Consider the following 14,013-nt stretch of genomic DNA (forward strand, 5'->3'; position numbering starts at 1 on the left):
CCACGCCCGAAGAACTAGCCAGCCATACCAAAATTGATTTGTGGTTTCTGGATAAGCTCCAGAACATCGTCGATATGGAAAAGGAGCTGCTCTCCAAGACACTCACCCCGGAACTGCTGCGCCGGGCGAAGCGGCTCGGCTTCTCCGATGAGCAGCTCGGCACGCTGGCCGACCGCCTCCCCGAGCAGGTGAGGCAACTGCGCCACGACTGGAATATAAAGCCCGTCTACAAAATGGTGGACACCTGCGCCGCCGAGTTCGACGCCGCCACCCCCTACTTTTACAGCACCTACGAGCAGGAGAACGAGGCTCTAGCCGAGCACCGGGACAAGGCAGTGGTCATCGGCAGCGGTCCCATCCGCATCGGGCAGGGCATCGAGTTCGACTACTGCAGCGTCCACAGCGCCTGGGCGCTTCAGGAGGCCGGCTACCAGAGCATCATGGTCAACTCCAACCCGGAGACGGTCTCCACCGACTTTGACACCAGCGACCGCCTCTATTTTGAAGCCCTCGATGAAGAAAGCGTGCGCGATATTTTGGAAAATGAGGGCAACGGCAACCAGGCGATTCCATCCATCGTCCAGTTCGGCGGGCAGACCGCCATCAACCTGGCCAATCCCCTCGCGAGCGCCGGCATGCCCCTGCTTGGCTCCAGCGCCGAGGCCATTGACCTGGCGGAAGACAGGCGCCGTTTTGAAAACTTCATGAGCGACCTGGGCATTCCCCAGCCGCCCGGGGCCGGCGTGACCTCGGTGGAGGAAGCCGTCAACATCGCCCAGCTCATCGGCTATCCGGTGCTCGTCCGCCCCAGCTACGTGCTCGGCGGGCGGGCCATGGAGATTGTGCACAATGCCAGCGAACTCTCCCGCCACGTGGGCCTGGCCATGGAACTTGACACCGGCCACCCCGTCCTCATTGATAAGTACCTGGAGGGAAAGGAGGCAGAGGTTGACGCCATCGGCGACGGTGAGACAATACTTATACCCGGCATCATGGAGCACATCGAGCGCGCCGGCGTGCACAGCGGCGACTCTATGGCGGTTTATCCAGGACTGAACCTGACCCGCCAGGAAGTGAATACCCTTATCGACTATACCATTCGCATCGGGCTGGCCCTGAAAATCAGAGGCCTCATGAACGTCCAGTTTGTGACCGTACCGCGCCGGGAGGGCCTGGGTTCATCGGTCTATGTGCTGGAGGTCAACCCCCGCGCCAGCCGCACCGTTCCGTTCCTCTCCAAGGTGACCGGCGTCCCGATAGTTAAGGTGGCCACCAAGGTCATGCTCGGCATCAGTCTGAAAGAGCAGGGATATAAAACCGGTCTCTGGCCGGAACAGCCGCTCACTGCCATCAAAGCACCCGTCTTCTCCATGTCGAAGCTGCTCGGTGTCGATACCTACCTGGGGCCGGAGATGAAGTCCACCGGCGAGGTGATGGGCATTGACGCCGACTTCAACGCGGCTCTGGCCAAGGCGCTGCTTGCCATGGGTATGATGCTGCCGCCGCAGGGTGCCATACTGCTCAGCATCGCCGACCGGGACAAGCCGGACGCGCTGCCGGCCATCAGAAAGCTGGCGGAACTTGGCTACATGCTCTACGCCACAGAGGGGACTGCCGCCGCGATAGAGGCCGCCGGCTGCCCCGTAACCAGAATTACTAAAAAACTGAGCGAAGGGCATCCCAACGTGGTTGATGTCATCAGAGATGGCACGGTGAACGGCGTGGTCAATACCGTAACCGGCGGAGATGCCTCTCTACGCGACGGTTTCTATATCCGGCGGGCCGCCGTCGAGAAACAGGTCCCCTGCTTCACCTCGCTGGATACCATGCGGGCGGTGGTGGAGGCGCTGTCCAGCGGCAACCAGACATACGCCGTTCAGCCCTTCCCCGAATACCGCAGAAAGGAAGCTCCATGAAGTTAATCAATGCAGAGGTTATTGAGAATCGGCTGGTCCTGCCCGGCCACAGGCATGCTCACTTACGGGGTATACTGGGCAGCTGGCTTATGTGGCTAAAGTGCCCGGACATAGCCCGGGAGGCAAGGCCGGGGCAGTTCGTCATGGTGCGCTGCGGGGGTGAGACCACCCTGCCCCGCCCCTTCAGCATCCACCAGGTAGATGAAGAGCGTATTGCTTTATTTTACGCGGTGCGGGAAGGCGGACGCGGTACCGGCTGGCTCGCCGAACAGAAAGCCAGCGATTCCGTAGCGGTATTCGGGCCGCTGGGCAACGGCTTTTCCATCGACCCCACCACCCGAAATCTTTTACTGGTGGCCGGCGGCACTGGCATCGCTCCATTATATTTTCTGGCCCGGCACGCCACAAGAAATAACCATAAGGTAACGCTGCTCTACGGCACGGTGGACAAAAATCGTTATCCCGTTTCCCCGGAAATAGAAGTGGTGGCGGTTACTGAAGACGGCTCGGTGGGGGAAAAGGGATTCGTAACTGACCTCCTGCCCCATTTCTCAGAACACGCCGACCAAGTCTTCGCCTGTGGCCCGATGCCCATGTTACGCGATATGTTTAACCGACGGAGTGAACTGAAACTTGAGGGCAAACCAGTACAGATTTCCCTTGAGGTGCGGATGGGGTGCGGGGTGGGCGTCTGCTACGGCTGCACCGTGAAAACGAAGAGCGGACTGAAGCAGGTCTGCAGGGACGGGCCGGTGTTTGAACTGAATGATATTTTGTGGGATGAGTTGGGCGTCTGACCCAAAACTAGTTAAAGTATTTTGGGTGTGCGGAATATGGTAATAAGACATTATGAAATAGAGTCTCCTTCGTTTCAATCGATGAATATTGAATAATTTGAAACTGAAATAAATTCGCCGTTAGCCTCCACCCAAACTACAATCGTGTAAACACCTTCTCCTACCTCAAGCATCTTACTTATGTCCGCTTTTATGGTGAACAAACCATCAGAATTAGTCTCCCATGTCGTTGCTACTACGTCAGTTGGTAATAAATCGATGTAGAAAAAGCCAGATGGAAGTGGCGGCAAAATAGTGCCGATATCTTCACCTAAACCATATGCGTAATCATAGGGAGGGGCATCTAGCTGCTCAGGACTTAAAGGTTTAGGTAATGGGTCATAGTATAGGCTGACATTCTCTATGGTTCCAAGGGTTACTTTACCAGCAAGTGAAAGAATATCGCCTGAAATACTTGGGAGCTCGTTGAAATCAATATAATTCCCTTCAAATTGCTGAACTAGGTCAAGCCTTTCATTATCATAGGCTATTCCCAAATTTACCTTCTTATGCCATTCATTAAGGATGTTTTTCCTATGGCCTGGACTAGTCATAAGGCCTTGCTGAGCTTGTTCTAACATTTCCTTCGGGTCTCTTTTGTAGGATGGGTCCCTACCACCAATCCAGTATGTTTCAGTCATAAAGCCGTTCTCAGCTTCATAATTCTCCCCACCAGCCAGAGTATATCTCATATAAGGTTTCAGACCATCCATGCCCCAGTGTGAACTAAATCGATTGGCTAGCCTTTCTTCAGCATGTTTTTGGGCAGCGGTATTACTTCCTAGAGTTACAGGCTCTAAGCCGTTAGCCATTCTATCCCTGTTTATAAGTTCAAGAGCGTAGGCTAACAGTTCTTCATGTTGATAAACGGGAGTCTGTACTGGTATGGAAGGACTTTCTGGTGGTTTAACAGTTTCTGGTGCTGGAGCGGGCTCGACAGGAGGTGGTGTTGAGGTAGAACTAGGAACATTAGTTGCAGGGCTCTGTTGTGATGGTTCAGTCACCGTGGGTGGCGGATTTGTTGATGGACTAGTTTGACTACCTGATAGCGACCATACAACAAGCCCAAATAACAGCAACACAAAAATGACTATGAATACGATTAGACAGCCTGAGGTTGATGAGTTTCGTCTGTTTGTTGGTAATCTACCTCCAGGTGGCTTGCCTTGCCTTTCCCAATATGAGTCATACCACCAAGGTCTACCCATTTGATAGTTAATCCTTCAGAAATGTCGTTTTTTATGTAGAGGCAATTTTCACTTCAGGTGAGTATAATTATATTCCTGTTTGTAGGATTGTCAATACCAAATTTTATTTCCTAATCACCCCTTATTTCCCTATAATTTGCTGAGGGAGGTGTATCAAATGGTCATCACGAAGAATATCAGCCTGCAAACCAAGGGCGAGTGCGATATCATTGATATAACGTCGCCTGTGCAGCAGCAGCTATCTGAAACAGAGATAAAGGATGGCACGGTTACGGTATTCATCACCGGCTCAACGGCGGGGGTAACCACCATTGAAAACGAGCCCGGCCTTATCTCTGATTTCAAAGAAATGTGGGAGCGGGTTATCCCGAAGACAGTGGAATACCGGCATGACCGCGCCTGGGGGGAGGGTAATGGCTATTCCCACGTCCGCGCCTCGCTTCTGGGAGCGTCGCTGGTTGTACCGTTTAACGGTAAAAAGCTGGCCCTGGGAACGTGGCAGCAACTCGTGGTGGTGGACTTTGACAATCGGCCGAGGTCAAGACAGGTTTTGCTGCAGATTATGGGAGAGTAATAAGTGGTCTATTTGCTCTTCTCTTTCTTCTCTGCCTTCTGTTTCTTCTCTTCCTTCTCTTCTGCCTCGCCCGCCTCTTCCGCCTCAGCCACCTCTTCCTCAACAACTTCCGCTGATGAAGCCTGAGCCTGGTTGAGCTTCTTCATCAAACGCGATTTGCGCCGGGCCGCATTTTTGGAATGGATAATCCCCTTCTCCGCCGCCCTGTCCAGAGCCTTTATCGTCTCCGCCACCGCCTCCTGGGCAGATTCCATCTCGCCGGCAAAGACAAGCTTCTCTGCCCTGGTAATGAAGGTCTTGGTCCGGCTGCGAACGGCGCGATTTCTCATCTGTCGCTTTTCCGAGTTCCGCGCCTGCTTTTGCGCCTGCTTAATGTTTGGCAATATCAATCCCCCTCAAACTAAACTAGCTCAAAGCCAGCAATTTATAATGAGTTCCAAAAATACATATTATGCTTAATCGCAGACGCAAGTCAAGTTTTATCGCCCGTCTTGGCCGATGACTCATCCCCGATGCGGACAATACGAATTACGCCTTTAGCTGATTCAATTTTTTTGAGGAGCTTGCTTAACTGGGCCAGGCCCTGCGTTTCCATGGTAAAGTGCATGGTAACTGTATGGTCATCATGATTGTGGGAGGTCAGAGAGGTGATGTTCACTTTCTCTTCCGCGACAACGGTGGTGATATCGCGCATAAGCCCCACCCTATCCCAAGCCTCAACCTGAATAGAAACCGGGTACAGTGAATCTGCCTGCCCCCACTCCACAGGCACCAGCCTGTCCTTCTCATCCTCATGCAGGACATTGTAACAGTCCTGACGATGAATGGTGACGCCGCGGCTGCGCGTGATATAGCCGATGATAGTGTCACCCGGCACCGGGTGGCAGCACTGGGCCAGATGTGTGACCAGATTGCCCACGCCCAGCACGTGCACCACCGAGGGCACCGGCTTACGCGGCGCCACCTCAGGGATGACTTTGGGCGTCTCCTGCTGCGTGGCCAGTTTTACCGCAATCTGATGCGTGGAAATCCCTCCGTAGCCGATCGCCGCCAGAAAATCTTCAACGTTGCTGAAGAAGAATAATTCCGCAAGCTCCTCGCGCTCAATGGTGATTCCCAGATGCCGTAGTTCTTTTTCCAGGATCTGCTTGCCGCGCTCGATGTTCTCCGTGCGCTCCTGTCTCTTGAACCACTGTCGTATCTTCTCCTTGGCGTGGGAAGTCCGGACAAAACCGACGTGTGGATTCAGCCAGTCGAGGCTCGGACCTTTTTCCCCCTTGGTGGACATGATTGCCACCACGTCGCCGTTTTTCAGCTCGTAGTCAAGCGGCACGAGCCGTCCGTTCACCTTGGCGCCGATACACCGGTGTCCAAGCTCGGTGTGCACCCGGTAGGCGAAATCAAGCGGCGTGGAGCCTCTCGGCAGGTCCTTTATATCCCCTTTCGGGGTATATACGAAGACCTGGTCAATGAAAATGTCCGTTTTCACCGATTCCAGGAACTCTTCCGACCCGCTCAATTCCCGGTGCCACTCGATAAGCTGGCGCAGCCAGCCGATCTTCTCCTCGAAGTGCAGGTCCGCTTTCTGCCCCTGCTTGTATCGCCAGTGCGCCGCCACACCATACTCGTCATTGTGGTTCATCTCACGGGTTCTTATCTGCACTTCCAGGGGAGTGGTGCCGAAGCACATGATTGCCGTGTGCAGTGACTGGTACCCGTTTGGTTTTGGACTGGCAATATAATCGTCAAACTCCTCGGGTATCGGGTGCCACAGGCTGTGGATAATGCCCACAACGCTGTAACAATCGGGCACCGTGTTGACCAGCACCCTGAGTGCCAGCAAGTCGTAGATATCGTTAAAATCACGACCCCGCTGCATTTTCTGGTGAATGCTGTATATGTGCTTGGGTCGACCGGACAGCTCAGCTTTCAGACCGGCTTTGCCCAGTTCCTTTTTCAATATGTCGACCACCTGAGCAATGAAGTTTTCCCGCTGCGCGCGGCGTGCCGCCAGCAGGATAACAATACGGTTGAACGTTTCCGGCTCCAGATACTGGAAAGCCAGGTCTTCCAGTTGCCACTTCAGTTCCCATATGCCGAGTCGGTGGGCGAGCTGGGTATAGATTTCCAGTGTCTCCTGTGAAATGCTGCGCTGCTTTTCCGGCGCCAGCGCGTCCAGAGTACGCATATTATGTAATCTGTCCGCCAGCTTGATAAAGACCACGCGGAGGTCTTCCGCCATCGCAACCATCATCTTCCGTAAATTCTCCGCCTGAACTTCTCGCGGAGCCGTCCCTGTGGTCTGCCACGAGACCTGGCCGAGTTTGGTCACGCCATCAACCAGCTTGCTTATTTCCAGCCCGAACTTCTCTTCTATCTTCTCAACAGGTATGCCGCAGTTCTCCGGCACATCGTGCAACAGCGCCGCGGCCAGAGAGGCGGCATCAAGCTGGAGGCCGGCCAGTATCAGCGATGTCTGCACCGGGTGCTCCACATAAGGGTCGCCCGACAATCGCATCTGTCCATGATGCGCCTCGGCGGCAAACCGATACGCCTCTTCGACGAGGGCAATCTTCTCTGCCGGAAGATATGACTCCGCCTTTTCTTTCAGCTGGTCGAAACTCGTTACCCCTACAACAGCCAAAGTGGTGAAAACCTCCTGCCCTGACGGTAATGCGGGTTCTATCCTAGTATAGCCCAATAAAACTTGGTCTGTAAATCTGCGCTTTTAATGGTTGAATTTACCATTTTTCATATTGACAGGTAGAATAATTATGGTATACTTTCAATGCCATTTTGGCAAGGAGGTAATTCAAGTATGAGTAAAATTCTGCGCGCTAACATGAGCGACCTGACGACCAAGTATGAAGATGTACCCGATAAGTACAAGTTACTGGGCGGGCGTGGTCTAACGTCAGCCATAACCTGCGACGAGGTGCCGCCCACCTGTCATCCCCTGGGGCCAAACAACAAACTCTCCATCTCCACTGGCATCGTTACCGGCACCAGTGCGCCTACATCGGGTCGCATCTCCATGGGTGGCAAGTCCCCCTTAACTGGAGGGATCAAGGAGGCCAACTCCGGCGGTATGGCCGGCCAAAAGCTCGCCCGACTGGGCATCAAGGCTATCATCGTCGAAGGACAGCCAAAGGAAAAGGGCAAATTCTGGTTGCTCCAGGTAAACAAGGATGGGGCCAAGATTATGCCTGCCGATGAGTTTGCTGGCAGAGGACTTTATGAGACCTACCCCAAAATCTTTGCCAAGTTTGGCAAGGATGTAGGCGTCATTGGCATCGGCGTCGCCGGGGAGAAGCTGATGTCGATGGCCGGTATCTGTGTAAATGACCCGGAGAACAGGCCCAGCCGCTATGCCGGTCGTGGTGGGATGGGAGCCGTTATGGGCAGCAAAGGGCTCAAGGCTATCATCCTTGATGACACCGGCGGCCCGGGCGTAACCTTTGCCAATAAAGAGGTCTTTGAGGCTGGTCGTAAGAAGCTCGTTGCCGCCCTGCAGAAACACGATATTACCAAGCCCGGCGGGGCGCTTAATACCTACGGCACAGCCGTCTGTGTCGCTGTCATCAATGAGGCTGGTGCCTTACCCACCCGTAACTTCAGCTCAGGGCGGTTCGAAGGGGCGAGCAAGATTTCTGGCGAAACCATCAACGAGAACTGCAAGAAGCGGGGCGGCGTGGGCATGACCGGTCACAGCTGTTCCCCGGGCTGCATCATCAAGTGCTCCAATGTCTACCCCAAGCCCGATGGCACCGAGCTTGTCTCCTGCCAGGAGTATGAGTCGGTCTGGTCCCTCGGCGCCAACTGCGGCATTGACAGCCTGGAAGTTACCGGGGAGCTGATTCGCCTGTGCAATGACTATGGCGTGGACACCATCGAGGCCGGCGTGACCATCGGTGTGGCCATGGAGGCCGGACTGGCCAAGTTCGGTGACGGCAAGAAGGCCATCGAACTGATGCACGAAATCGGCAAGGGAACATCGCTCGGCCACATCCTGGGTGGCGGTGCCTCGCTTACGGCCGATACCTTCGGCGTCGTCCGCTGCCCGACAGCCAAACGTCAGGCTATGCCCGCCTATGAACCCAGGGCTATCAAGGGCATAGGTGTCATCTATGCCACCTCCCCCATGGGCGCCGACCACACCGCGGGCTACACTATCGCCCCCGAGATATTCAGTATAGGCGGCGAGGTGGACAAGTTCGTCATTGAGAAGGGAGACCTGGCACGCAACTTCCAGGATACCACCGCCTACTTCTTTGACAGCAGCGGTCACTGCCTGTTCATCTCTTTTGCCTGCCTGGATGACCTCTCCGGTCTCGAAGGCGTGGTGGAAGAGTGCAATGGGGTGCTGGGCACCAACTGGACAGTGGACGACATGATAAAGATGGGCAAGGAGATTGTCGATAAGGAGCGGGCCTTCAATGATGCGGCCGGCTTCACCAAATCTCACGACCGCCTGCCGGAATTCATGACGTATGAGAAGCTCCCGCCCCACAATGTGGTCTTCGATGTGCCAGACAAGGAACTGGACAAGGTTCACGGTCGCTAAAGGTTATTGAACCATTGATTCACGAGCCCCCTCCGCACGGAGGGGGCTTTCTTCATCTCGTTAAAATACGGTATAATTAAAATAGTGTAATTTGGTGTAATTTACGGATAAGGAACGAGCGATGAACAAGGTTGAAATAAGGCTTTTCGCGAACTTGCGCAAATTCCACCCCAGTTCCGGAGATAGCGACCCCTTTACCCTGGAGCTGGACAATAAGGCTAACCTTGGTGACCTGATAAACCAACTCAAAATCCCCCGCCAAGAAATCGGCGTGCTCATGATAAACGGGAGCTGGCAGAAGGAGAGCTACCTCCTCCAGGATGGGGACAGGATAGGTATATTCCCACTTATTGGTGGGGGATAGGGATGATCGAGGTGCACCTTTACGGCAAGCTCCGCCGCTTTTCCGATAATCAAGAGCCATCTCGTGATTCTATCGTTTATGTCCCAGTCAAAGATGGGGACTCAATTGAAAATATCGCCCAGCGCATTGGCATTCCGCTGGAAGAGCTGGGCAGCAATATCTTTCTAAACGGTGAGTACTCCGCATTGACCAGAAAAGTAAACGACGGAGACCGCCTAGGGATTTTCCCGGACAATATGCAGCTCCTTTACAAGTGGCATTTTCATAAAGCTTCATAGCGGATAAGGTGGCGTAAATTGTATCAGGCACCGCGTGGCACAACCGACATTCTGCCGGAGGAACAGGCTTACTGGCGTTACATCGAGCAAAAGGCAGCCCATATCTGCCAGCTCTACGGTTATGAGCGGATTGACTCCCCGGCGTTTGAGGATACCTCCCTTTTCACGCGCAGCGTGGGGCCGGGAACCGACATCGTGGAAAAGGAGATGTACTCCTTCGCCGATAAAGGCGGCAACCAGCTCACGCTGCGCCCGGAGGGCACGGCGCCGGTATGTCGCGCCTACCTGGAGCACGGATTTCACAGTCGACCGCAGCCGGTCAAGCTCTACTATCTGGCCCCCATCTTCCGCTATGAAAGGCCGCAGGCGGGAAGATACCGGCAGCACTACCAGTTTGGCTGCGAGGCCATCGGCGACGACGACCCGTCCATCGATGCGGAAAACATCGACCTTGCCTGGCAGTTCTTCCGGTCGCTCGGCCTGCAGCGCCTTACCCTGCAGTTGAACAGTATCGGCTGCAAGCAGTGCCGGCCGGGCTACCTCGGCATTTTGCATGAGTACTATGCCGGCCATGCGGCGGTGTTATGCAACGATTGCCAAAAAAGGTTAAGCCGCAACCTGCTCCGCCTGCTCGACTGCAAGCAGCCGTCCTGCCAGGGGGTGGCTGACTCGGCGCCGCGCAGCACCGACCACCTCTGCCCAAAGTGCCGGGAGCACTTCGACCGGCTTATGACTTACCTCAATCTGTTACAGATTCCGTTCACCCTGAGCCACCGCCTGGTTCGCGGGCTTGATTACTACACCAGAACCGTCTTTGAAATCCAGCCGGAAAATGGCGGGGCACAGAGCACCATCTGCGGCGGAGGGCGGTATGATGACCTGATTGAGGAACTGGGCGGTAAACCGACGCCCGCTATCGGCTTTGCCATCGGTATGGAACGGATAATACTCAATTTAAAGGCGCAGACCGTGCCCGTCCCATCCCTGCCCAGGCCACTGGTATTCATCGCCCACCAGGGCGAGGAAGGCAGGAACGAGACAGTCAGGCTGGCATCCCGGCTGAGGCAGGCGGACATCGGCGTCATCATGGCCACGGGCAACCGCAGCCTCAAGGCACAGCTCAGGCAGGCCAATAACCTCGGCGCGCAACATACCGTTATCATTGGCGAAGAAGAGTTGAAAAGCGGCACCGCCTCACTCCGTGATATGACCACCGCCGAACAGAAAACGGTTAAGATGAACGAATTGCCGGAACTATTAAAAGGTTGACGCAGTATAGGCACGAAGTACTAAAATACTATTGGTTTATGTAAAATTTTTACCGGAAAGTATTGACAAAATTATTTTTTACCTTTATATTAGGTATGATACTTGCAAAAAAGGAGGTGATGTAATGGCAGGACCCGCAAGGGAAGCGAGCGTTGAACTCGAAAGACGGACACAAAGAAATCTTTGTCTCCATAAAATAAAGAGAGTCATGGAGATATCTCTGTTTGTGGAGATATAGATATATCAAAAAAAGGAGTAAAATTTAAAGTCGATGAAAAAGAAAATAACTAAAATATGGGGTATAGGCCTCGTTGTCGTTCTGGCAGCCAGCCTCCTGCTATCGGCAGTCCCGGTTTCGGCGGGTACGCTTAGTTTTGGTTCCGAGACACTGCCGAGCACCACCAACAACATACTGGTGACAACGGCCGGCCTGGACATCGTTGACCTGGCAGTAGCCGGCGACGGGACGACAATGTACGCCGCGACTGCTGGTGTTGACAACAAGATTTACAAGTCCACCGACGGCGGCAGGACCTGGAGCGGACTGACCGCCCCGACCATAGCCGCGGTGAACCTGGTGGCCGTTGCCCCCGACGACCCAAGTATAGTCGCTATTTTTGGTGGTGTGTCAACCAACCTGGTGGCGTTTGTTTCCACCGACAGCGGCTCAAGCTGGAGCAGCCTGGGCACAGTCCAGGATGCCGCTGCCGCACCCGCGACACAAATCTGGGATATAGCTATCTCACCACCAGACGGCTCCAAACACTACATTGCCGCGGCCGGTACTGATGCCACCGGACCGGCATGGTACTACTTTGACCTGGGCGCAGCCGCCCCGGCCTGGAAGGATGCGGTTCTCGACTTCACCACCCCACTGGTGGTAGGGTCAATCGATGTGTTCCGCACGGTGGAGTTCTCACCCAATTTCTCTTCAGACCTGGTAGCGGTCGCCGTATCCGAGGAAACCGGCGCCCTCACTGTAGCTGGTGTAGCCCGCTTCCACATGCTCAGCTTCAACCAGAAGGCATGGGATGCGGTTGCCGGCTTCGGTACCTACCCGGTAACGCTGGAAACCGATCTTACGCCGGCGGGCGCGTATACTGTTCCTGATGCCCATATCTCGCTTGACCCGGGCTACCTGGCCGGTGATGACAGCTCACGCATCGCCTTCGTTGGACTTTCAGTCCTAGACGCTGGCGCAACGACTCCTGAAGTAGGTGGTATCTACCGCCTCAAGGACACCTCAGTCAAGCAAATCTACGATTCCAACGTGGGCATCAACAGCGTTGGCTGGGACGGCACCAACCTGGTGGCCGGTCCTACGGCGAGCAATCAAATCAAGCTCTCGGCCGATGCGCTGGCAACTTCGCCAACCATCAGCACGGCGACCAGCATGAAGCGACCGGGCGGCGCAACCCAAATGCTGGTTGCCTGGTCAGGCAGTGACGTTGTCTCCGGAGCCACCGGTGGCGCAAATGCCCCGGCTGCCTTTGCCGTCTCGGAGGACAACGGCAAGACCTTCACCGACGTCAGCCTCATTGATACCGTTGTTACTACAGTTTCGGACATCTGGGTTGATGCTGACGGCAGTAGAATCTTCATGGTGACCAGCGATGCTGCTGTCGGTGGTACGACCAGCCTCTGGCGCAAGGCTTCCACCTGGCAGAGGGTCTGGTGGATAGGCAACAACAATGGCTACATCGTCCGCGGTGCTCCAGATAGTGACACCGTCTACGTAGCGGACGTTGGTGCCATGACGTTGTACCTGAGCCAGTATGCTGGAGATACGAAATGGTTCACGCGTGCTTCCCGATATGCCATTGTGGACATGGCCGTAGAGAGCGACGACGTCGCCTACATTACCAATACCTCCGGAGTAAGCAAGACCACCAACTCTGGCTTTACGTGGGGTTCATTGAAGAGCGCTTCGCTGGCAGGTGGCACCGCTTATTCGGTAGTCAGCCTTGGCGAGGACAATCTGGTTGTCGGCAGCACTGGTGGCGCGGTCTCCTACTCCACGGACGGCAACAGCTCCTGGACCAAGATTTCGGAGCTTCTCAATGTTGCCGGCAATACTCAGGTGACCGCTAGTGGCCTATCCGACGGCGACTATATCTACGCCGCAGGTGCCATCGCCACCTCCAAAGTGGAGCGCTGGGAGATTGGCACGAGCACGAGCTGGAAAGACCTGGAAGTGGCTGGCACAGGTAACCTCCCCGCTGGTTATGGTGTCACCGGCATAGCGCTGGTGGATGGCACACTCTATGCGTGCAGCTCACTAATAGCACTTGGCGGTAACGGCGTTATCTACCGCAACCTCTCGCCAACCAATGCCAATCCTGCTACCACCCACTGGGCCACCCTGACGGATGCGACGGTTGACTTCGTCGCGGCGCCATCTGCGCTTAGGACAAGTACTGGCAGTACGAAGCTGTGGGTGATTGACAGTGCTCCTGCAGCAGACAGGGTTCGCAGTTACACCGACACCCTGGCCACGACCGGGCCAACGCTAAGTGTACCTGCCGACGGAAAGCCCATCAGAGTGAACCCTGTAGCCGGCGGTGCTTACATCGTTACGTTCACCTGGGAGCGCCCGTCCACGGCAACCACTTACCAGCTGCAAGTGGCTACCGACACAGGTTTCAACGAGGTCTTCTGGGCTCCGGCTAATGTCGGTCCGACCGCCTCATCTATTGTCTCCATCACCAGCCTCGCTGTCGCTTTCAATCCGGGCGAGACCTACTACTGGAAAGTGAGAGTTGTGGCCGCTGACCCCATTGGCTTCAGCCCGTGGTCCTCGACCCGCACCTTCACCATCGAGGAGTTGCCAGAGGCACAGCCACCGGTAGTCATCCAGCAACCCCCGGCACCGGTAATCCAGGTACCACCGGCACCTTCCATCACGCTCCAGCCACCGGATATCATACTTCCGGCACCACCGCCTGCACCACCGGATATCATTATCCCGGCGGCACCGGCACCAGCGCCACCGATACCAGCCTGG

At 55.2% G+C, this 14,013-nt stretch carries 11 protein-coding genes; 8 read left to right on the forward strand and 3 right to left on the reverse strand.

Annotated features, from left to right (window positions below; all coding sequences use genetic code 11):
- Together carB and KKD83_08505 are read left to right on the forward strand one after the other, a co-directional pair.
- Window positions 1-1,916, forward strand: a 1,916-nt coding sequence (gene carB, locus KKD83_08500; protein MBU2536185.1) for a carbamoyl-phosphate synthase large subunit, incomplete at its 5' end; no start/stop codon positions are given.
- Window positions 1,913-2,713, forward strand: coding sequence for a dihydroorotate dehydrogenase electron transfer subunit (locus KKD83_08505; GenBank protein ID MBU2536186.1), 801 nt, complete (start codon window positions 1,913-1,915; stop codon window positions 2,711-2,713). The genes carB and KKD83_08505, both read left to right, overlap by 4 nt.
- A gap of 74 nt (window positions 2,714-2,787) precedes the next feature.
- Here KKD83_08505 and KKD83_08510 read toward each other — a convergent pair whose 3' ends face one another.
- Window positions 2,788-3,960 (reverse strand): hypothetical protein, encoded by a 1,173-nt coding sequence (locus KKD83_08510; protein MBU2536187.1) that lies wholly within the window; start codon window positions 3,958-3,960, stop codon window positions 2,788-2,790.
- Between the two features lie 157 nt (window positions 3,961-4,117).
- On the opposite strand from KKD83_08510, the gene KKD83_08515 reads away from it, so the two are divergent.
- Window positions 4,118-4,534, forward strand: a complete 417-nt coding sequence (locus KKD83_08515) for a secondary thiamine-phosphate synthase enzyme YjbQ (protein ID MBU2536188.1) — start codon at window positions 4,118-4,120, stop codon at window positions 4,532-4,534.
- Window positions 4,535-4,542: 8 nt separating this feature from the next.
- Here the strand turns inward: KKD83_08515 and rpsT are convergent, their stop codons facing one another.
- Window positions 4,543-4,917 carry a 30S ribosomal protein S20 gene (gene rpsT / locus KKD83_08520; protein MBU2536189.1) on the reverse strand — a complete coding sequence of 125 codons (375 nt, stop codon included), beginning with the start codon at window positions 4,915-4,917 and terminating at the stop codon, window positions 4,543-4,545.
- Between the two features lie 89 nt (window positions 4,918-5,006).
- The gene (locus tag KKD83_08525) at window positions 5,007-7,145 is read right to left on the reverse strand and encodes a bifunctional (p)ppGpp synthetase/guanosine-3',5'-bis(diphosphate) 3'-pyrophosphohydrolase (protein ID MBU2536190.1); all 2,139 of its coding nucleotides are present in this window, start codon (window positions 7,143-7,145) and stop codon (window positions 5,007-5,009) included.
- 207 nt (window positions 7,146-7,352) lie between these two features.
- On the opposite strand from KKD83_08525, the gene KKD83_08530 reads away from it, so the two are divergent.
- From KKD83_08530 to KKD83_08550, 5 genes are all read left to right on the forward strand, one after another.
- Window positions 7,353-9,098, forward strand: coding sequence for an aldehyde ferredoxin oxidoreductase (locus tag KKD83_08530; protein ID MBU2536191.1), 1,746 nt, complete (start codon window positions 7,353-7,355; stop codon window positions 9,096-9,098).
- 121 nt (window positions 9,099-9,219) lie between these two features.
- Window positions 9,220-9,462, forward strand: a complete 243-nt coding sequence (locus KKD83_08535) for a MoaD/ThiS family protein (GenBank protein ID MBU2536192.1) — start codon at window positions 9,220-9,222, stop codon at window positions 9,460-9,462.
- A 2-nt stretch (window positions 9,463-9,464) separates the two neighbouring features.
- Entirely contained in the window at window positions 9,465-9,740 is a 276-nt protein-coding gene (locus tag KKD83_08540) for a hypothetical protein (protein ID MBU2536193.1), read from the forward strand.
- Window positions 9,741-9,758: 18 nt separating this feature from the next.
- The gene (gene hisS, locus KKD83_08545; protein MBU2536194.1) at window positions 9,759-11,009 is read left to right on the forward strand and encodes a histidine--tRNA ligase; all 1,251 of its coding nucleotides are present in this window, start codon (window positions 9,759-9,761) and stop codon (window positions 11,007-11,009) included.
- Between the two features lie 271 nt (window positions 11,010-11,280).
- Window positions 11,281-14,013 (forward strand): fibronectin type III domain-containing protein (locus KKD83_08550; GenBank protein MBU2536195.1); only part of this gene is annotated, 2,733 nt, incomplete at its 3' end.

It is taken from the genome of Chloroflexota bacterium (assembly GCA_018829775.1).
Taxonomy (GTDB): Bacteria; Chloroflexota; Dehalococcoidia; order Dehalococcoidales; family RBG-16-60-22; genus E44-bin89.